This window comes from Vreelandella lutescens (assembly GCF_014640815.1).
GTDB classification, from domain to species: domain Bacteria; phylum Pseudomonadota; class Gammaproteobacteria; order Pseudomonadales; family Halomonadaceae; genus Vreelandella; species Vreelandella lutescens.
Window position 1 is genome coordinate 500,935 of the sequence record NZ_BMHM01000001.1, and the last position, 15,951, is coordinate 516,885.

Annotated in this window: 20 protein-coding genes and 1 riboswitch; of the genes, 15 read left to right on the top strand and 5 right to left on the bottom strand. The window is 51.9% G+C overall.

Annotation, left to right across the window (positions count from 1 at the left end; genetic code table 11):
* Positions 1 to 99 precede the first annotated feature (99 nt).
* From IEW65_RS02300 to IEW65_RS02320, 5 genes are all read left to right on the top strand, one after another.
* Positions 100 to 639: a porin family protein gene (locus IEW65_RS02300; protein WP_188637897.1), complete on the top strand. Its 540-nt coding sequence runs from the start codon at positions 100 to 102 to the stop codon at positions 637 to 639.
* 157 nt (positions 640 to 796) lie between these two features.
* On the top strand, positions 797 to 1,858 hold the full coding sequence (locus IEW65_RS02305; protein WP_188637898.1) for an HlyD family secretion protein: 1,062 nt from the start codon (positions 797 to 799) through the stop codon (positions 1,856 to 1,858).
* A complete protein-coding gene (locus IEW65_RS02310) occupies positions 1,848 to 2,942 on the top strand; it encodes a DUF2955 domain-containing protein (RefSeq protein ID WP_188637899.1) in 1,095 nt (364 codons plus the stop codon). Before IEW65_RS02305 ends, IEW65_RS02310 begins: the two co-directional genes overlap by 11 nt.
* Positions 2,943 to 3,046: 104 nt before the next feature.
* The gene (locus tag IEW65_RS02315; protein WP_188638271.1) at positions 3,047 to 3,232 is read left to right on the top strand and encodes a CsbD family protein; all 186 of its coding nucleotides are present in this window, start codon (positions 3,047 to 3,049) and stop codon (positions 3,230 to 3,232) included.
* Between the two features lie 144 nt (positions 3,233 to 3,376).
* A complete protein-coding gene (locus tag IEW65_RS02320) occupies positions 3,377 to 4,456 on the top strand; it encodes an NAD(P)-dependent alcohol dehydrogenase (protein WP_188637900.1) in 1,080 nt (359 codons plus the stop codon).
* Between the two features lie 17 nt (positions 4,457 to 4,473).
* Here IEW65_RS02320 and thiC read toward each other — a convergent pair whose 3' ends face one another.
* Both thiC and tenA read right to left on the bottom strand, forming a co-directional pair.
* Positions 4,474 to 6,390 carry a phosphomethylpyrimidine synthase ThiC gene (thiC, locus tag IEW65_RS02325; RefSeq protein ID WP_229755452.1) on the bottom strand — a complete coding sequence of 639 codons (1,917 nt, stop codon included), beginning with the start codon at positions 6,388 to 6,390 and terminating at the stop codon, positions 4,474 to 4,476.
* 23 nt (positions 6,391 to 6,413) lie between these two features.
* Positions 6,414 to 7,082 (bottom strand): thiaminase II, encoded by a 669-nt coding sequence (tenA, locus tag IEW65_RS02330; protein WP_188637901.1) that lies wholly within the window; start codon positions 7,080 to 7,082, stop codon positions 6,414 to 6,416.
* Positions 7,083 to 7,167: 85 nt separating this feature from the next.
* Positions 7,168 to 7,299, bottom strand: a riboswitch (TPP riboswitch).
* A gap of 490 nt (positions 7,300 to 7,789) precedes the next feature.
* On the opposite strand from tenA, the gene IEW65_RS02335 reads away from it, so the two are divergent.
* From IEW65_RS02335 to IEW65_RS02365, 7 genes are all read left to right on the top strand, one after another.
* Positions 7,790 to 8,122, top strand: coding sequence for a hypothetical protein (locus IEW65_RS02335; RefSeq protein ID WP_188637902.1), 333 nt, complete (start codon positions 7,790 to 7,792; stop codon positions 8,120 to 8,122).
* Position 8,123: 1 nt separating this feature from the next.
* Positions 8,124 to 8,495: a hypothetical protein gene (locus tag IEW65_RS02340; RefSeq protein ID WP_188637903.1), complete on the top strand. Its 372-nt coding sequence runs from the start codon at positions 8,124 to 8,126 to the stop codon at positions 8,493 to 8,495.
* Between the two features lie 92 nt (positions 8,496 to 8,587).
* Entirely contained in the window at positions 8,588 to 9,370 is a 783-nt protein-coding gene (locus tag IEW65_RS02345) for a hypothetical protein (RefSeq protein WP_188637904.1), read from the top strand.
* 182 nt (positions 9,371 to 9,552) lie between these two features.
* The gene (locus tag IEW65_RS02350; protein ID WP_188637905.1) at positions 9,553 to 9,885 is read left to right on the top strand and encodes a hypothetical protein; all 333 of its coding nucleotides are present in this window, start codon (positions 9,553 to 9,555) and stop codon (positions 9,883 to 9,885) included.
* A gap of 110 nt (positions 9,886 to 9,995) precedes the next feature.
* Positions 9,996 to 11,141: a DUF3800 domain-containing protein gene (locus tag IEW65_RS02355; RefSeq protein ID WP_188637906.1), complete on the top strand. Its 1,146-nt coding sequence runs from the start codon at positions 9,996 to 9,998 to the stop codon at positions 11,139 to 11,141.
* A gap of 120 nt (positions 11,142 to 11,261) precedes the next feature.
* Positions 11,262 to 11,657 carry a GFA family protein gene (locus IEW65_RS02360; protein ID WP_188637907.1) on the top strand — a complete coding sequence of 132 codons (396 nt, stop codon included), beginning with the start codon at positions 11,262 to 11,264 and terminating at the stop codon, positions 11,655 to 11,657.
* Positions 11,658 to 11,763: 106 nt separating this feature from the next.
* The gene (locus IEW65_RS02365) at positions 11,764 to 12,237 is read left to right on the top strand and encodes a GNAT family N-acetyltransferase (protein ID WP_188637908.1); all 474 of its coding nucleotides are present in this window, start codon (positions 11,764 to 11,766) and stop codon (positions 12,235 to 12,237) included.
* Positions 12,238 to 12,636: 399 nt separating this feature from the next.
* Here the strand turns inward: IEW65_RS02365 and IEW65_RS02375 are convergent, their stop codons facing one another.
* From IEW65_RS02375 to IEW65_RS02385, 3 genes are all read right to left on the bottom strand, one after another.
* Positions 12,637 to 12,891, bottom strand: a complete 255-nt coding sequence (locus IEW65_RS02375) for a Txe/YoeB family addiction module toxin (RefSeq protein WP_016914643.1) — start codon at positions 12,889 to 12,891, stop codon at positions 12,637 to 12,639.
* On the bottom strand, positions 12,888 to 13,139 hold the full coding sequence (locus IEW65_RS02380) for a type II toxin-antitoxin system Phd/YefM family antitoxin (protein ID WP_081195530.1): 252 nt from the start codon (positions 13,137 to 13,139) through the stop codon (positions 12,888 to 12,890). Before IEW65_RS02380 ends, IEW65_RS02375 begins: the two co-directional genes overlap by 4 nt.
* Positions 13,140 to 13,302: 163 nt before the next feature.
* A complete protein-coding gene (locus tag IEW65_RS02385) occupies positions 13,303 to 14,124 on the bottom strand; it encodes an aldo/keto reductase (RefSeq protein ID WP_188637909.1) in 822 nt (273 codons plus the stop codon).
* Positions 14,125 to 14,322: 198 nt separating this feature from the next.
* On the opposite strand from IEW65_RS02385, the gene IEW65_RS02390 reads away from it, so the two are divergent.
* Genes IEW65_RS02390 through IEW65_RS02400 form a run of 3 tightly spaced genes read left to right on the top strand, consistent with a single transcriptional unit; the run spans position 14,323 to position 15,913 of the window.
* Entirely contained in the window at positions 14,323 to 14,787 is a 465-nt protein-coding gene (locus tag IEW65_RS02390; RefSeq protein WP_188637910.1) for an OsmC family protein, read from the top strand.
* Between the two features lie 45 nt (positions 14,788 to 14,832).
* Positions 14,833 to 15,420 (top strand): GNAT family N-acetyltransferase, encoded by a 588-nt coding sequence (locus IEW65_RS02395; RefSeq protein ID WP_188637911.1) that lies wholly within the window; start codon positions 14,833 to 14,835, stop codon positions 15,418 to 15,420.
* Positions 15,421 to 15,442: 22 nt separating this feature from the next.
* The gene (locus IEW65_RS02400) at positions 15,443 to 15,913 is read left to right on the top strand and encodes a GNAT family N-acetyltransferase (protein WP_188637912.1); all 471 of its coding nucleotides are present in this window, start codon (positions 15,443 to 15,445) and stop codon (positions 15,911 to 15,913) included.
* Positions 15,914 to 15,951 lie beyond the last annotated feature (38 nt).

The window sequence follows — 15,951 nt, forward strand, 5'->3', positions numbered from 1 at the left end:
AAAGACTCGGCAGCGGGGTTTTTTTGCAACAATGATTAATTCTAGTTAATGTATTGCCGCTGTTTACGACGTTAAAAGTATTAAAACTAAGGGAATAACATGAAAACATCAGCCAAGGCGCTCGCGATTGCTTCTGCACTGTTAGTGAGCGGAGCCGTCCATGCGCAATCCTTCGACGCGGGCTATCCACAGGGGTATGTGGGCGCAGATGCCATGGCGTGGACGTTAGATTTTGACGGTGTGGATGAGAGCTTCGACTCAGTAGGCCTGCGCTTGGTGGCAGGTATGAAGCTTGATGAGTACCTTGCCGTTGAGTTTCATGGTGCAACAGGTGGATCAGATGACATTTATGGTTTAGATATTGAGCTGGATTACCTAGTGGGCGGCTTTTTGAAAGGCATTGTGCCGCTGGGCAATAACGCACGTCTGTTTGGCCTTTTGGGGTACTCGGAAGTCAAATTGACAGCAAGCGGTTTCGGTTTGAACGAGAGCGGCCGTGATGACGATGTTTCCTTCGGTGCAGGCGCAGAAGTTGATGTCACCGACACCCTGGCGATTAGCGCAGATTTCACTCGCTACCTGAGCCAAGCAGATTATGACCTAGACGCTTACAGCATTGGCCTGCGCTACCGCTTCTAAACGAGTAGCCATACCCCGCTGACTGAGCAAAGACTCAGCAGCGGGTTTTTTTAACCCATATTGTTAGCGTGCTAATAAATTTGTTAGACTAAAGTATTCCGTCTAACGCTACCCCATGCAGACGTGACGGCGTGGGGCCAGTGAGTGAGTAACGCTAATGACTCCTGATCAACGATTTACCCGCTGGGTGAAAATAGCCCTGGCGGCGTTTGTGGTGCTGTTTGTCTATTTCTTACTAGCCGATAGCTTTATGCCCATGACCCCTGAAGCACGGGCGATGCGGCCCGTGACACGGGTTGCGCCGGAGTTAAGCGCGCCGGTGAAAGACGTGGTGGTGCGTGATCACCAACAAGTAGAAGCAGGCGATGTACTGTTTCGGCTAGACCCGGCACCGTTCGAGCTTGCCCAGCAGCAGGCGGAGTTAAACCGTGAACAAGCCGAGCAGGAGAATGCCCGGCTAACCGCGGAGCTAGCGGCGGCGCGGGCCTCGCTGACATCTGCCCAGGCTACGTTTGACGAGCGCAGCGGTGAGCGCCGCCGTGCCGAGGCGTTATTGGGGCGGCAGGGCATCTCCCGCCAGCAGTATGAGCAGCAAGTGGCCGCTGAGCATACGGCCCAAGCCGCCGTAGCATCCGCTCGTGCGCAAATCGATAGCTTAGAAGTGCAGCTAGGCGAAGAGGGCGACGCCAACCTGCGTTTGCGCCAAGCCAACAATGCCTTAGAAAAAGCCGAGCTGGATGTGGCCCGTACCACGGTCAGAGCACCTGAAGCGGGCGAAGTGACCAACCTTCAGCTTCAGCCGGGAAATTATGTACAGGCAGGCCAGCCCGCCGTGGCGCTGGTAGCCAGTCAGGTGGACGTGGTCGCGGACTTTCGCGAAAAAAGCCTTCGCCATGTGGCCCCTGGCGATGAAACAAAGGTAGTGTTTGACGCGCTGCCGGGGCGTATTTTTGCAGGCCATGTGAGCGCGTTCGATGCTGGCGTGCGAGAAGGGCAGCAGGCTGCCGACGGGCAACTGGTGGATATTCCTACCTCCGACCGCTGGGTGCGCGACGCTCAGCGGGTGCGCATTCACGTTGTGTTGGATGAACCGCTGAAAGAACTCCCGCCTAGCGGCGCGCGGGCCACGGTACAACTGGTGCCCGGTGAGCACGCCTTAGCCAAGCCGTTTGCTTGGCTGCAGGCCAGTCTCATCAGCTGGCTTCATTATGTCTACTAAATCACCTCCCCATACTGAAACATCCGCCACGGGTTCAGCGCCTGCTCCCTCGGTGCTTAGTCAGAACGGGATTAGCCAGAACGGGCTTCGCCAGTGCCTGCGGGTGGCGGGCGGTGGCACGTTGGGGTTTATCATCAGCCAACTGATGGGGTGGAATTACGGCGTGTTTTTTACCGTTTTCCCGATGTTTCTTCTGGGCTTGGTGCCGGTGTTAAATGGCGCGATTATTCGCCAGTTTCTCTCCAACGTGAGCCTTAACGTGCTGGAAGTCAGCCTGGTCGTGGGGCTGTTAAAACACATGCCCGTGGTGATGACGCTGGTAGTGCTGGGCCTGTTTCTGCTGCGCTTTAACGTGATGGCTAAAGGCCCGCTGTTTCTGTTTGGTGCCAACGGGGTGCTGACGTTGAGCATTCTGCTGCACTTTGCCAGCTACCCAGGGGTGGATTTAAGCGATCTGCTGGCCAGTAATCTGATGGCCAGCGTGCTGGCGGTGTTTATCGCCATGCTGATGTATACCCTGTTTCCCGATGTGGAGCCACGCCAGCCGCCGCCCAGAGGCAGCAAAACGGCGGCGCAAATCCGTCATGAAACGCTGATTGGCGGCATCACCGCCACGCTCTCGTTTGTGGTGTTTCAGGTGTTTGACCTGCGCGATTCGCTCTCAGCGCAAATGGCCACCATCTTGATTTTGTTTACGCTGGGGTATGTTGGCGCGCAGGCATCGGCAGCAAAACGTGCGGTGGGCACGCTGCTGGGCTGTAATCTCGCGCTGGTCATGCAGCTGGCGCTCTACACCCAAAGCCACCACTTTTTATTGGTGATTCTGCTCTATTGGCTGGGGTTAATGCTGTTTGCTCGGGAGCACATCTTGGAAGGTGGCGGCTCCGGCATTGGTTTTGGTGGGCTGACCACGATGGGGATTCTGTTCGGCCAGTCGTTAGGGCCGCAGCAAGACCTAGTCTACAGCGCGCTTTACCGCTTCTCTTCTATGAGCGTGGCGTTGATTGGCACGCTGTCGGTGATGGTTTGCCTGCATTACCTACTGAACCGCTGGGAACCCACCCGCTTGCCTGAAAGAAGTTGAGGCAACTTTTTAACAAACAGCTACTCTGATTATGAGCCGCCGTTGAAGTAACGACTGATTGGGCGAGCGGCCATTTCCCTACTAACGGATTAGAGGTGTTCGTCATGGCAAGTGGCAAAGAAGATAAAGTTAAAGGTGCGGCCAACAAAGCCGCAGGCAAAGTAAAAGAAGCAGCTGGCAAGGCCACCGGCAGCGGCAAAACCGAAGCCAAAGGTAAAGCCCAGCAAGCAAAAGGCGAACTGCAAAAAGGCAAGGGCGATGCCAAGGAGAGCCTAAAGAAGAAAAAGTAATTCTTAATACGCATCACCCACAACCGGAGCCCATGGCTCCGGTTGTTGTTTTTGGCACCTTATGTGACCTAGCGCACTATTTGAGGCCGCTATTTCGCGCTTAATGGCCATGTGTCATGACTCCCTTCACTGAGGACGTGCCCCATGCCGACCATGATGAAAGCGGCGATTTTCGTTGAACCGGGCCGCATCGAAATCGACGACAAACCTATCCCTGAGATTGGCCCTAACGATGCGCTCATGCGTATCACTACCACCACCATCTGCGGCACCGATGTTCACATCTTAAAAGGCGAATACCCGGTAGAGCGCGGTTTAACCATCGGCCACGAGCCCGTGGGTGTGATTGAAAAACTCGGCGCCAACGTGAAATGCTACCAAGAAGGCCAGCGGGTGATTGCCGGAGCAATTTGCCCAAGCTTCACTTCCTACGCCTGCCAGGATGACTGCTGTTCCCAAGATGGTGGCCACCACGGCCACGGCTATAAGCCGATGGGTGGCTGGCGCTTTGGGAACACCATCGATGGTGCCCAGGCGGAGTACCTGCTGGTGCCCGATGCCCAAGCGAATCTTTCGCCCGTACCCGATGGCCTAACCGACGAACAGGTACTGATGTGCCCAGACATTATGTCGACGGGGTTTGCCGGTGCGGAATCCGCAGGCATTAAAATAGGCGATACGGTGGTGGTGTTTGCCCAAGGGCCGATTGGCCTGTGCGCCACCGCCGGCGCACGGCTGCGCGGGGCGGGCATGATTATCGCGGTAGACGGTGTCGATGAACGCCTGCACATGGCCAAGCAGATGGGCGCGGATGTGACGCTGGATTTCCGCAAGGTCGATGTGGTGGATGAGGTGCTGAAACTCACTGGTGGGCGGGGGGTAGACGTTGCTATTGAAGCGCTGGGCCTACAGCAAACTTTTGAGGCCGCGCTGCGGGTTCTCAAGCCCGGTGGCACGCTCTCAAGCCTGGGTGTCTACTCTGAAGACCTCACCATTCCGCTAGGCGCGTTTTGTGCAGGGCTAGGCGATCATAAAATCATTACCTCGCTGTGCCCTGGCGGCAAAGAGCGCATGCGCAGGCTGATGAGCATGATTGCCTCTGGCCGTTTAGACCTAGGCCCGCTGGTCACACACCGCTACGCGCTGGAGGATATTGTCGAAGCCTACGACCTCTTCTCCCACCAGCGCGATGGCGTGCTAAAAGTGGCGCTTAGCGCTGGCTAAACGCCACCGGTAGCGGGCTACACCTCTTGGTATAGCTCGCTACCTTCCCGGCGGAATTTCTCCGCCTGCTCCTGCATGCCGCGCTTCACCGCTTCGGCGTCGCTTTCGCTGGCGTTTTCTGGGGCGCGGTCGCGGTAAGTGTCGCGCACTTCCTGGCTGATCTTCATCGAGCAGAACTTCGGCCCGCACATGGAGCAGAAGTGCGCCACCTTAGCGGAGTCCTTCGGCAGGGTTTCATCGTGGAATTCCCGCGCAGTGTCGGGGTCTAGGCCCAGGTTGAACTGGTCTTCCCAGCGGAACTCGAAGCGCGCTTTAGATAGCGCGTTATCGCGCCGCTGCGACGCCGGGTGGCCCTTGGCCAAATCCGCCGCGTGGGCGGCAATCTTGTAGGTGATGATGCCGGTTTTCACGTCATCCTTATTGGGTAGGCCCAGGTGCTCTTTCGGCGTCACGTAGCAGAGCATGGCGCAGCCAAACCAACCGATCATCGCCGCCCCAATGCCAGAGGTAATGTGGTCGTAGCCGGGGGCGATATCCGTTACCAGCGGGCCCAGGGTATAGAAGGGCGCTTCATCGCAGCACTCCAGCTGCTTATCCATGTTCTCTTTCACTAAGTGCATGGGCACGTGGCCGGGGCCTTCGATCATCACCTGTACATCGTGCTTCCAAGCAATCTTCGTCAGTTCACCCAGTGTTTCGAGTTCAGCGAACTGCGCTTCATCGTTGGCATCGGCAATGGAGCCCGGGCGCAGGCCGTCGCCCAGCGAGAACGCCACATCGTACTGCTTGCAGATCTCGCAGATCTCCTCGAAGTGGGTGTACAGGAAGCTCTCCTGATGATGATACAAGCACCACTTCGCCATGATGGAGCCGCCTCGGCTGACGATGCCGGTGACGCGGTTGGCGGTGAGCGGTACATAGCGCAGCAGCACCCCCGCGTGAATGGTGAAGTAATCCACCCCCTGTTCCGCCTGCTCGATCAGCGTATCGCGGAAGATCTCCCAGGTGAGGTTTTCGGCAATGCCGTTGACCTTCTCCAGCGCCTGATAAATGGGCACCGTGCCAATCGGCACCGGCGAGTTGCGGATGATCCACTCGCGGGTTTCATGGATGTTCTGGCCGGTGGAGAGATCCATGATGGTATCCGCGCCCCAGCGGATGCCCCAGGTCATCTTGTCCACTTCCTCTTCGATGGAAGAGGTGACCGCCGAGTTGCCCAGGTTGCCGTTAATCTTCACCAGGAAGTTACGGCCAATGATCATCGGCTCGCTTTCCGGGTGGTTGATGTTGTTGGGAATAATCGCCCGCCCCCGGGCCACCTCATCGCGCACGAACTCTGGGGTAATTTCCTTGGGCAGGCTAGCGCCAAAGCTCTGGCCTGCATGCTGATGGCCCAGAATGCGCTCCACCTCGGCCGTTCCCAACGCCTGGCGGCGCTGGTTTTCCCGCAGGGCGATAAACTCCATTTCCGGCGTGATGATGCCCTGGCGGGCGTAGTGCAGCTGGGTCACGTTCTTGCCCGCTTTCGCCCGGCGGGGTGTGCGGGTTAAATCAAAGCGCAGCTGGGCAAGGGTGGGGTCGTTGGCGCGGCGGTTGCCGTATTCCGAGGTCGGGCCATCCAGAAACTCAGTGTCGTTGCGCTCTTCGATCCAGGCCCGGCGCAGCTCTGGCAGGCCCTGGCGCAAATCGATGCGGGCGTTGGGGTCGGTGTAGGGGCCGGAGGTGTCGTACACCAGCAGCGGCGGGTTCTGTTCATCCACGCCGCTGGTTTTGGTAGGCGAGAGGGTGATTTCCCGAAACGGCACGCGAATATCCGGCCGCGAGCCTTCCACGTACACCTTGCGCGAGCCGGGCAGCGGCGCCACGGCGGCGGCATCTACCTGGGCAGTTTCGGCTAAAAAGTGCGCGGTTCTGCTTTTAACGGTCTTGGTCATGACGGTTTCCTTGTTGTTGGTGATTATTCAGAAAGGTCTAAACCCATCTGCCAGAAGTCGATTTCCAGGCGGGTGGCATCGCGGAAGATTTTGCTCAGCTCAGCAAAACGGGCGGGGGTGACATCCGCCAAGCGGGCATCGAGCCACGCAAGCTCTGCCTGCATGGCGGCCTGGAATTCCTCGCCTTCGTACATAGCAATCCAAGCATCGAAGGGGTTCTGCTCACCGCGAAGGGTAGAAGGCTGTGCGTTCAGCCAGTTGGCGATTTCACCGTAGCCGACTAGGCACGGGGCCAGCGCCACGTGCAAATCCAGCAGATCGCCGCGGTTGCCGGTATCCAACACGTAGCGGGTGTAGGCCAACGTGGCGCGTGCTTCTGGGAGTTCGGCCAGCTCCTGCTCACTGATGCCCCACTCCTCGCAAAAGCCCACGTGCAGGCCCAGCTCCACATCCACGATGGCTTTCAAGCCCTCGTGGGCCTGGCGCAAATCCGCTAGGGTGGGGCTTTTGTAAGCGGCCAGCGCGTAGGCGCGGGCGAAGTGGATCAAGAACAGGTAATCCTGCTTCAGGTAGTGGCGAAACGACGCCTCAGGCATCGTAGCGTTGCCCAGCTGGCGCACGAAATCGTGCTCGATGTAAGCGCGCCAATCGTCTTGGCAAGCGGTGGTGAGATTGGTAAAGCGGTAGCCCATATTGGATGCCTCCGGTGGTACAGCGAACCGGCGCACGGGCGAAGGGAGAGTGAGTTGGGGCAAGGTATCAGGTGAACATGGCGCACCCCAACCACCGCTTGATTCCTACGCCGGTACTAGCCGGATCAGGTTCAACGGGCCCCGCCGTGACGACTTGCTGTAGCAGCCAGCCGTATAGCGATCTCAGCCGGTTCCACCGGCACCCCGTCAAGCAGTATTCAGCGCAGTGTAGGAGGCGGGTGGGGGAGATGCAAGGGTAGGCAATTTTATTGGGCGTACAGAGGTGGTCTGCTGTGAAAGCAGTGAACGACAAGAAAAGACGATGGCGTTGAGTGCTTGACCCCCATGGTTTCTTGACGCGTTCCATCAGTTTCATGGGAGGATGCCTCAATAATGCTGTTCATAAAAACAGAATTATTGAGGCGAGCAAAACGCGCAAGCCCGCGAATTTTGGCTACATCGCCAAAATTCTCTTTGCACGTTGTAGAATCAATGAGGTAGATTCAATTTGGTGGCTATGAAACCTCAGTCATTGTGATATCACGTTCATTGAGGTTTCATGGCAGGGCGTATAATCACTGTTAGATTTTTAAGAGGAAACAGCATTGCCTAGCTGGCTAAACTACACATCAGCTATTAGTTCAATTGTCGGACTGGTAGTATCTTTATTTGTTCTATATGAAGCAAAGCAGATAAGGCAGTCTTTCATGCGCCGTGCTCGTCTTCCTGAAATAGCTACAGATATGGGAAAAGTAAGTTCAAGCCTCCTCAAGAGTTTAAAAGACTGGCCCAAAGAACAACGGTTAGGGATTGCCCAAATTCATATCGCAGTTGGTTTGCTTAGAAATGCAGCCAAAAAAGTCCCTGATTCAGACCAGAAGAGAATTAATCAAGCAATTGCTAAGTTGTGTAAGCGTAAGTTCTTTCGTATGGAGCCGGTAAACGACGCGACAGTAGATGAGGCTTGGGCTTTCTACTACGAACTGTCATCTGTTAATACGTTTCTTGAACAATTAGTTAAAGATGCAAAGTGGGACTGACATGACTATCGACAGCAAGGCAACACAACTTATTCAAAAGCTTACCAGGGCGACTGTTGACAAAACCGTTAGCTGGGTTAAAGCCAATCCACCGCTTTATTTCACGCACGGTACAGAAAATATAGTCCCTCTATACTTGCAATGTGAATACAAGAAAAAGCCAATAGGTGTTTTTGAAAAAAGGTACAAATACTTTCATGATGAGCTTGAATATTCATGGAGTACATCAGTTGGTCTTTGCATTCTTGATCATTCGGGGAATTTGATTTGGGAATATGATGAGGGTAGTACCATGTTGTTTAATTTATTTGAATTGGCACGTGAACAGTCGTCAGGCATAGACGACATCTTAGATGACCTGCTAAATGACTAAATCTAACAAGGTAAGGCAGCGCGACGTAAAAACCTCCGCTTCGCTCCAGTTTTTCCGCGCCTGCTTACGGCGTTATATCTTTATGAGGCTATATGCGTACTCTTGATGAAGAAGAAAAAAACCTAATAAAAAGGATTGTCGAAGGGCAAGGCTATTCTAGAAATATCGTAAATATTCTCGATGGGCATTGTTTTCTAGAAAAGGCAATTGTCAAAATTGACGGCGCAAGAAAAAGTGGAGAGGTTCTTTATGAGAGTCATTGTAAAACTCCGTCATCTCCGTCTCAAGAAGAGCTTGATGCTCTTGCCGGACAGCAGAATGATTTACTATTGCTTTTGATAAAGTACCTAATGCTTCTCAGATACCTAGAGGATGAACATCTGGTAACCCTTTTTGATCCAGCCCTGAGTTCTAACAAAATCGTGTCCTTTGGTGATGGCCTATCCAATGTGCAGCACATCTCAATGCCAATCTACGACTCCAATCTAGTTGAGTTGCTTCTTAGGTATACGCGAAAGGAGATAATCCCTTCCCCTGCCTTGAGAGACTTTGTATCTAATAATTTTAGAACGTTAGATGAAAGACGGTTCAGCAAGCAGCATGCTGCAACATGGACCGCTATTGTGTTGAGCGCACTCATCGGTATATATGGCATTTATGATGGAAAAGCCACTTCATCTGCTCATATTGCTGAGATCCAACAGTTGCGTGCAAACCAGACGGCTCAGGCTGAAAAGATTGTAGACGATATGAAGCATCTGATAGAAGCTATCGATGAAATCGATTTATCGGAGGCACTGAACGACGGCACCAACCGCATCGTCAGGGAGTTATCAGCACTGCAAAGTTCTATTGAGAGTCTGCAAGAGGAGTAGCAGGATATAACCAAGTCATTGATTACGCGCCTCCAGCGCCGGACGTGGCTTGCAGCCCCGCCAGTTATGAACGGCGTTGAGGCATCAAACCTAATGGATACCGACATGAATGCCACCATGAACTGCGCGGACTGCGGTGCGAAGCTTCCCGATGAATGGGTAGGCTTTGCTGAGCGCGGTCCGTGCCCCGTATGTGGCTCGCGCTTGAAACGATTAACCTCAGTATCGTGGAAGAAGCGGGGCTGGAGCTTCATGACTGCATAACTGGAAAGATGAAGGACAAAAACTTCAATTCAAAGAAGAACCCGAGGTATGAGTTCTTTGAAGGGGATGACCTTCGGAAATCTGACGGCAAGTGGATGCAGAAAAGCCGGGTCATTGACAAGAGCAAAGATAAATACGTGGAAAAAGTCATTGATCCCGAAACGGGGGAAGTTGTTCACTTGTGCAAAGAGCCCTTATCGAAGCATTTTGGGCATGGATCAGCAAAGTTCAAGACTGACGAAAATGCCTAATAAGCCCATAACCCGCAGCCAAAAGCTACGCTCCTTTGTCGCTCCGCTTTCGGCTGCGGGTTATGGGCAGCGTTATATTTTCACTTACGTAAACTGTCGAGTGTAATTAAATGGAATTAATACTTTCAAAAAATAAATACACTATCTATTACGATGAATCAAACAATATGAGAAAGTTACTTCTTGCGGGTGATGAGTATAATATTGACAATGATCCAAACCAAGATGCATCTCCTATTTTTGTACTAGCTGGAATAGCGTTTGCTAATTTCAGTAAGCAAATAGATTTTGACCTCCTGAAAAAAAAGATGCATCTACAGAATGAGTGTACAGAGCTTAAATTCTCGCAGATGGTTAAAATTAGAGCCAAATACACGCCAATAGAAGCTTTTAGGTATGCACTAGGGAGTAAGCGCTTTAAAGCTCTTTTTGAATGTCTGAGCTCAAGTAAAGTATTTATTCATTATGAAATGATAAATACAGTCTATTGGTCATTTCTAGATATCATCGAAGATATTGTCTTGTGCACCAATGCTCAAGAAGACTGGATGAACCAAATCTTTTATAAAGATTGTTTATATAGGTTGATAAAGCTGGATAAAGAGAACTTTCTGTCACTAATGACAGGCTTCAACTATCCGAATATAACAAAAGAGCATTCTCTAAAGTTCTTAGAAAGACTAAATGATCTGATAATGAAGAATGTGGCTGTAAAGTTCAGCGAGGGTAGCAAAGACCAAGATTCTGAGATGTTAGTAAAACTAGGTTTTCTAGTTTATAAATGCATTAAGCTATTTAGTGAAAATATTAATTTTGAGTTAGTGTTTGATCACGACAAAGATATTCTTATAGAGGATTTCTCATTTTTTTATATTAATAGACTAAAGACATTCCCCAATTCAAAGCACATCCTAGATAAAGAATGTAAAATAGAAGAAAAAATAAATAACATTAGAATGCATGATCCTGAGTTAGATGCTGTGAATTTTTCTTTTGTCGAGTCTAAAGAGGCACAGAACTACCTTGTCCAAATTTCAGATGTAACAGCTGGCTTTATTAGGCTATATTTCAATTTTCTTGAGTATTCATCTATTGAAGATGTTAGTCTATTTATGGATTCGCTAAACCCAATACAAAAACAAACGATGTCATTATTTAAAGAGTTGCTTGATAAGTCTGCTGAGGAATGTCATATACTGCTCCATAGAGTTGTGGTGCCTATGGATGAGCATAAGGCTTCGATATTACTTAGTTAAAAAAATATAACAAGTTGCTTAAACTGACGGAAAGCAGTTGGCTTTCGCTCGTTCCTCGCAAATTATAGCCAACTATTTTGCGCCGCTTAGCAAGGCGTTAACTGTACCAAGGAGGTATCCGTGAAAGGGAGTTGTTTGTGTGGAACCATTGAGCATGAGATTGCCTCACTGGACATGCCGATTATTTTTTGTCACTGCAAAAATTGCCGCAAGGCACATGCTGCTCCTTTCGTACCCACAGCGGGTGTTCTGAGTGAAAATTTCCGTTGGATTCGTGGTGAAGAAAAACTTTCTAGCTTTGAATCTAGTCAAGGAAAGTTGAGATATTTCTGTTCAGTATGCGGAACGCATTTGGTAGCTGAAAGACCTAGCCAGCCTCATGTAATATTGCTTGTGGCTACATTGAACGAAGATCCAGGAGTTAAACCAGAAGCGCATATTTGGTCATCACATGACGTTTTCTGGTTGGAGTACGAGGATGTTCCACTCTATCAAGAGTGGCAGCCATATAGATGACAAGTACAGTTTACAAGTCGCAGCAGTTGGTGCCTGCTGCACCGTACATTCACTTCGCTCGTGCCGCTGTGCTCGGGCGTTAGGCGTAATTTGAGATCGAGGTAACATGTTAATTATTGAGAAATATAATAAAAGTCGTGATGCTGAAGTTGAAAGATTACGAGTAAAACCCGAACAAGCTCAGTTTACAGTCGATAGGCTTGGTGAATTCATCTTATCTTTAAAAGAAGATGAACATCCTCATTTGATCATAGAAAGTGATCAGGTAGTTGGCTTTTTTGTCTTAGATTTTTCTTATTCTGATACTTACAGCTTTAGTGATCCAAAGGCGCTAGGTGTTCGAGCTTTTCTGATTGATCAGAATCATCAAGGTTTAGGTGTTGCGAGTAAAGCATTGAGTTTGTTGCCAGACTATGTTGCTTCCAATTATCCAGATTTTGATCGGTTACAGTTGACAGTAAATTGTCGCAATAAAGCTGCGTACAATTGTTATCTTAAATGTGGTTTTGAAGACACAGGAAATTTGTATTTAGGTGGTCCAGTTGGTCCTCAACATATAATGCAGAGAATCGCCGGCTAACAAAGCGTTAAAAAAGGCGCAGCCAGGCTTTGGCAGGACTGGGAAAACAGACGGGGAGTAGTCAGTATGCCGCGTTTCAAGGTTTACAACTACGATCAGAACGCCATGGTGGTGATCAACGTCCAGGATCAGCTTCAGTCTGGCTCCGCTTCTCCCTGGAGCACTAGCTGAAATTTCAGAGGGCAAGGTTCCACTTGGTGCTGCTGTAGCAGTTAGTGTTTACCTCCTTGCGTTGTTTCAAATCAGCCGTACTTACAAGTCATATATAGGCGAGATCCATGTTGCGACGAATCGTCGGTTTGGCGTTGCCTCGTAACTCCTCAATTAACAAGGCGTAGCAGCTCGCGGCTTTTGGCCGCTGGACGCTCCTGAAATCGCGCAGATGTGCTCAGCGTTAAATCAGTAGTGATACCGCAGTTGGGCAACAAGCAAAGCGTCGTCCGTGACCTTGTAAACTATTCGGTGCTCTTCGTTGATTCGCCGAGACCAGTAACCCGCGAGGCTGTGTTTAAGGGGTTCTGGCTTGCCGACTCCTTCAAATGGCTCTCGCTTGATTTCTTTGATTAGCTTGTTGATTCGGTTGAGAATCTTTTTGTCAGTTTTCTGCCAGTACAAATAGTCTTCCCAGGCGTTCTCGGAAAAGATGAGCTTCATTCAAGAAGCTCCTTTTCCTGACCGCCCCCTTGCTCCAACTCGGCAACGGATTCCAGTAAACGGCGGGCGTTTTTGGGCGCGCGCAGGAGGTAGGCTGTCTCTTGCAGTGCTTCATAGTCTTCGAGAGAGATCATGACCACGGATTGCGCCTTATTGCGGGTGATGATCATAGGAGAGTGGTCTTCACAGACCTGCTCCATGGTTTTTGCTAGGTTGGTTCTAGCGGCGGTGTAGCTGATGGCATCCATAAAGGGTACTCCTGTACGCGATATTGTTAATGTACAGAATAGCGTACAGGATTGGGTTTGCCAATTGGCTTAGCCGCGTTCGGCTTTCTCCGCTTTAAAACAGCGGTTGAGCCGGTGATGCCCACGAATCGTATCCCACGCTAAGCCGTTGATAGGCGATTGCTCACACCATCATCAAGCCCTGCTTGCGTGTTGGTGGCGGATAGGCGGCATCCAGCTGTGCCAAGTCCTCATCATCGAGCCTGACCTTATCTGCATCAGCGTTCTGTTTGAGGTGGTCCAGGCTCACGGCTTTCGGAATCGCGATCACGCCGGGGTGGCGCAGTGCCCAGGCAAGCGCGATTTGCGCGGGAGTGGCGCTGTGTTTGTCAGCGATGCGTTGCAGGGTCGCGTCACGAAGTAGTGCGCCGCCTTGCCCGATGGGGCAGTAGGCCATAAGCGGCATGTTTTGCTGGGCTTGCCAGGGCAACAGGTCGTACTCTATGCCCCGGGCTTCGGGGTTGTAGAGCACCTGATTGGTGGCGCACGCGAGCGCGTTTAGCTCTTCTAGGTCGTCAACGTCGAAGTTCGACACGCCCCAGCGCAGGATCTTGCCTTGCTCGCGTAGCCGCTCAAATGCTTCTATGGTTTCGCTCAGCGGGTACTGGCCGCGCCAGTGCAGCAGGTAGAGATCAATCGTATCGGTGCCCAATCGGCGTAGGCTGCGCTCGCAGGCGGCTTGAACACCCTGGGTGCTGGCGTTGTGCGGGTAAACCTTGCTGACGAGATACACCTCATCGCGCCGCCCGCGAATGGCTTCGCCTACGATTTCTTCAGCGCCGCCCTCTGCATACATCTCGGCGGTATCAACCAGCGTCATGCCCAGGTCTAGGCCTTCACGTAGCGCCCTGATTTCAGCCTGCCGCTGCCCGGCATCCTCACCCATGTGCCAGGTGCCCTGGCCAATACGGGGTACGCTGACGCCGCCTAGCTCAATCGTCTGCATATCTCACTCTCCTAGTGTCATTCCCTGCTGTGATGTGGTTCTGACTGCCCAAGGCCATCGCCGTTCATGCTCCCATCGTAGACGATCCGCTTTGAAGGTGGTGAACGAGAGAAGATCAATGAGCACAATTCTGAGATCATGTCAGAAGCTATCCATGCCGACCCTAGTGGCAGCTTTCAATGAACCAGAGGAACCCAAATGGCCGAATACACCGCTTCCATTCAGTGGGCCCGTGGAGCCGATGAAGCCTTTCTAGATCAGCGTTATAGCCGTGGGCACGAGTGGGTGTTTGATGGCGGCGTTCGCGTGCCTGCGTCGTCATCGCCTCATGTGGTGCCGTTGCCTTATTCGGTCGAGGCCAACGTCGACCCGGAAGAGGCGTTTGTGGCCTCGCTCTCCAGTTGCCATATGCTGTTCTTCCTCGCCATTGCCGCCCAGCAGGGTTTGGTAGTGGAAAGCTACGTGGATAACGCGATGGGTGTGATGGAGAAGGGCAGCGATGGGAAGATCGCCATGACCCAAGTCACGCTGCGGCCAAAGGCGGTGTTTGCAGGGGAGCCGCCCTCAAGGAAGGCGCTTGAGCAGATTCATCACGCCGCCCATGAAAAGTGCTTTATCGCTAACTCCGTTAAGACCGATGTGGTGACCGAGATTCAGCATTAACGTCGTTAAGTCGTCGGCTTCTTGAGCGTGGTATGGCAAAACGTCATGGCAGCGGTTAGCCTAAACGGTGGGTTAATCACGCTCATTGAGCATATAGGCGTAGCCATGGAAGATACCTCTAACGTCACGCTGGCGTTGGCAGACGCATCGGCATTTGAAGCGTTCAAGCAAGAGTTAAAAGCCTCGTTTAGCGTGGCGGTGGAAGAGACGTTTGGCGCAGTGGAAGCGAGCTTGCTTCCTTCCGATGCCGATATCGACAACTCTCTTACCGCGCCAGATGCCGTGGTGCATCACATACTGCTAGACGGTGTGAAAGTGGGCGGCGCGATTGTGACCATTGACGAAGCCACTCAACACAATGCGCTGGATCTGTTCTATCTCTTACCCAGCACCCACGGTCGTGGCGTGGGCTATCGTGCCTGGCAAGCCATTGAGCAGATGTACCCGCAAACGCAGGTATGGGTGACCCACACGCCTTACTTCGAAAAGCGAAACATCCACTTTTATGTCAATAAATGCGGTTTTAAAATTGTCTCTTTTTATAACCGTTATTACCCCTTACCCGATGATGAAGAGCGGGGTAGTAAGGCGCATAAGCTTGAGTTTTTTGGCTTTGAGAAAGTCATGAGATAAGTCTCAAAAAAAGGATTTTAAAGTGACCGTAAGAGCTGCAGAAAGAACCGATATTGCCGCCATCGCTGAGGTGCATCAGGCCTGTTTCCCCCGCGAGAAAAACCACGCCAAGTGGATAGAGGCGTCGTTTAACGCCTACCCAAGGGGCGTTTACTACGTGGTCGAAGTGGAAGGCCAAGTGCGCGGTTATATCCTTTGGTGCGTGAAAAATGGCTTTCGGGAAAAGAGCATTATCGAGCTGGAACAAATCGGCATTCACCCAGATGCGGCGGGTAAGGGGCTGGGTAAACAGCTTATTGTGGAGTCGCTAGCGCCGTTCAAAACCCACGTGCGCCGCCAGGGCTGTGGCGTGGGGGCTGTGATGGTAACCACCTCGGAAGGCAACTTCGCAGAGAAACTGTATCAATCCACGCTGGGCGTCTCCCGCGCGGCGGTGATTAGTGGCTATGGCGCAGGGGATGAAGTGATCTTGTATAACGCTAACGTGGAGTAGCGCGAAAGCGGTGATGCATCAAAAATTCCTTAAGGAGA

What these genes read in the sequence shown, in the direction of transcription:
- IEW65_RS02395 (WP_188637911.1), top strand. Translation starts at nt 14,833, where the DNA reads ATGGCAGCGGTTAGCCTAAACGGTGGGTTAATCACGCTCATTGAGCAT.
- IEW65_RS02340 (WP_188637903.1), top strand. Translation starts at nt 8,124, where the DNA reads ATGACTATCGACAGCAAGGCAACACAACTTATTCAAAAGCTTACCAGG.
- IEW65_RS02335 (WP_188637902.1), top strand. Translation starts at nt 7,790, where the DNA reads ATGCGCCGTGCTCGTCTTCCTGAAATAGCTACAGATATGGGAAAAGTA.
- IEW65_RS02300 (WP_188637897.1), top strand. Translation starts at nt 100, where the DNA reads ATGAAAACATCAGCCAAGGCGCTCGCGATTGCTTCTGCACTGTTAGTG.
- IEW65_RS02320 (WP_188637900.1), top strand. Translation starts at nt 3,377, where the DNA reads ATGCCGACCATGATGAAAGCGGCGATTTTCGTTGAACCGGGCCGCATC.
- IEW65_RS02310 (WP_188637899.1), top strand. Translation starts at nt 1,848, where the DNA reads ATGTCTACTAAATCACCTCCCCATACTGAAACATCCGCCACGGGTTCA.
- IEW65_RS02305 (WP_188637898.1), top strand. Translation starts at nt 797, where the DNA reads ATGACTCCTGATCAACGATTTACCCGCTGGGTGAAAATAGCCCTGGCG.
- IEW65_RS02315 (WP_188638271.1), top strand. Translation starts at nt 3,047, where the DNA reads ATGGCAAGTGGCAAAGAAGATAAAGTTAAAGGTGCGGCCAACAAAGCC.
- IEW65_RS02390 (WP_188637910.1), top strand. Translation starts at nt 14,323, where the DNA reads ATGGCCGAATACACCGCTTCCATTCAGTGGGCCCGTGGAGCCGATGAA.
- IEW65_RS02380 (WP_081195530.1), bottom strand. Translation starts at nt 13,139, where the DNA reads ATGGATGCCATCAGCTACACCGCCGCTAGAACCAACCTAGCAAAAACC.
- IEW65_RS02375 (WP_016914643.1), bottom strand. Translation starts at nt 12,891, where the DNA reads ATGAAGCTCATCTTTTCCGAGAACGCCTGGGAAGACTATTTGTACTGG.
- IEW65_RS02345 (WP_188637904.1), top strand. Translation starts at nt 8,588, where the DNA reads ATGCGTACTCTTGATGAAGAAGAAAAAAACCTAATAAAAAGGATTGTC.
- IEW65_RS02385 (WP_188637909.1), bottom strand. Translation starts at nt 14,124, where the DNA reads ATGCAGACGATTGAGCTAGGCGGCGTCAGCGTACCCCGTATTGGCCAG.
- IEW65_RS02355 (WP_188637906.1), top strand. Translation starts at nt 9,996, where the DNA reads ATGGAATTAATACTTTCAAAAAATAAATACACTATCTATTACGATGAA.
- IEW65_RS02365 (WP_188637908.1), top strand. Translation starts at nt 11,764, where the DNA reads ATGTTAATTATTGAGAAATATAATAAAAGTCGTGATGCTGAAGTTGAA.
- thiC (WP_229755452.1), bottom strand. Translation starts at nt 6,390, where the DNA reads ATGACCAAGACCGTTAAAAGCAGAACCGCGCACTTTTTAGCCGAAACT.
- tenA (WP_188637901.1), bottom strand. Translation starts at nt 7,082, where the DNA reads ATGGGCTACCGCTTTACCAATCTCACCACCGCTTGCCAAGACGATTGG.